Below are 1,956 nucleotides of genomic sequence, written 5' to 3'. Positions count from 1 at the left end.
CCAGTAGTGATTCACTGCACTTCACAATGGCTCACTTCCCTGCAGTTCTGCGGGATCGTGAGCTCGAGTGAACCACTGTGATTCCGAATTTGTGACCATTAAGTGACCACTAGCCCGTTGTTCGTTGGGAGTAGCACAAGGCGCACAGCCCTCTTCGAGGCATCACGCGGGACGTGTTGCGGCTCGAGCTATCCGGGTTCGACATCGTGTCAAACCTCGCCGGCTTGGGTGTTCTCGGGGTAAGCGTCGCCGTTATAGGTCATGGGCATCTCCATGACGTTGAAGATCGCGGGCGAATACCAGAGCTCGCGTCCGCCTTGGCCGTGCGCGCCAAGACTACGAAGCCAACCGCGAGCCTCGGCGTTCTTGATGAGGTTCCGCGCGCCTTGATTCGTGAGCTCGAGGCGAGTCTCGACGGACTTCACCGTGACGAACGGGTTGCGCACAATCACGTCGACGAGGCGGGGCAAACTGGAGCGCTCCTTGATGGCTTCACTGTGGAAGGTCTCTCTGATCTGAACGAGCTTCCGCGATCGAGCGACTGCATCGTTTGCCTGCGCGTGCACGGCCCGCAGGAAGAAGATCAGCCAAGCTTCGATCGCTCCCTGTTCACGGACCGCTTGAAGCCGGTCGTAGTATTCGTCTCGGTGGGTTTCGAAGTAGTGCGAGAGGTACAGGAGTGGGAGCGGCAGTCGTCCGCGTTCCATCAAGAGCAGGTTGATGAGGAGCCGTCCGATCCCGCCGTTCCCGTCGAGGAACGGGTGGATTGTTTCGAACTGGTAATGCATCAGCGCGGCTTGGACAAGTGCCGGCATTGCGCGACCATCGTCGTTTACGAATCGCTCCCAGTCCGCAAGGAGCTCGCCCAGATGGGCGGGGAGGGGCGGAACGAATGTTGCCGTTTCTGGGGTAGCCCCCGCGCGACCAACCCAGACCGGTGTTCGGCGGAATTCGCCCGGGGACTTCTCTTCACCTCGCACCCCTTCCATCAGGGTTGCGTGGACCTGAAGGATCAGTCGTTGCGTGATCGGCAGGGTCGTCGCGAGCTCGTACGCCTGGTTGGTTGCTTCGAGGTAACGCTGTACCTCAGAAGTGTCATCGTTGATGCTGCTCGCATCGATCTCCGCTTGGAAGACATCGGAGAGGGAGGCTTGCGTCCCCTCGATCCTGGAACTGGCCAGCGCCTCACGGCGAAGATATGGGCCGATCAGCAGGCCGGGATCCGTTATCAACAGTCCCAGACCCTGCAAGTGCCCGAGCGCCGCGTCAGCCTCACTGAGTTCCGCGACGACGCGCGAATTGAGGTCGATCTGGCGAGGCACTGGCTTCGGCAGGTAGTAGGTGAACGCCCACTTGTTGCCGGGCTCCTTCGCGGGGGCGCCAAACGGAGAGTCCACGAACCTTGAGGCATCCATGGATCCCAACATACAACCAAATGGCCAGTTGAGTTGGAAGTTCCTTTGGGCCGTTCAACGTAGGTTGGAGCGTCCACGCATACTTCCAACTGAGACGGCATCCAGTTGGAGGACGGCGCGCGACTTCCAACTCCGCTTGGCAAGCGTCCGACAACTTCCAACTTCGGGTCTCGGACAGTAGGAGTGCCACGGACGCTAGGCCGGCGAACGCCGCTGGGCCGCGGCGCAGATCAGCGCGTGAGCATCGCTCGCTCAGCCCAGCCCCATCGAGCACACGTCGCGCTCAATGCTCTTTCGCCGGGCCCCTGGCGTATCGAGCTGATCGCGCTGAGGCGTTACAAACGGATGGTGGCGGGTCATTGGGTGAGCGCAGGTGGATTCAGGCCGAGGGCTCGTCTCTCGGGTCGGGCACCGCGTGCGAGCATGTCGGAGCTGTTGTGTTTTGTCGACTCTTCTCCGGCCAAAAGAGCGCTAGGAATCCGGCCATCTGAGCGTGGTTTCGCCGGGCCAATCGGGGCTCGCGACGCGTCGAGACGGACCT

At 61.2% G+C, this 1,956-nt stretch carries 1 protein-coding gene; it reads right to left on the bottom strand.

The window, feature by feature from the left end; genetic code table 11:
• Window positions 1-209: 209 nt before the first annotated feature.
• Complete coding sequence (locus tag IEX31_RS18340; protein WP_188744832.1) at window positions 210-1,415, bottom strand: Fic family protein; 1,206 nt, start codon at window positions 1,413-1,415, stop codon at window positions 210-212.
• Between the last annotated feature and the right edge of the window lie 541 nt (window positions 1,416-1,956).

The organism is Agromyces bauzanensis, assembly GCF_014645655.1.
Classification (GTDB): Bacteria; Actinomycetota; Actinomycetes; order Actinomycetales; family Microbacteriaceae; genus Agromyces; species Agromyces bauzanensis.
The sequence above is the reverse complement of the archived record's forward strand: the minus strand, read 5'-3'. Positions and strand labels throughout refer to the sequence as shown.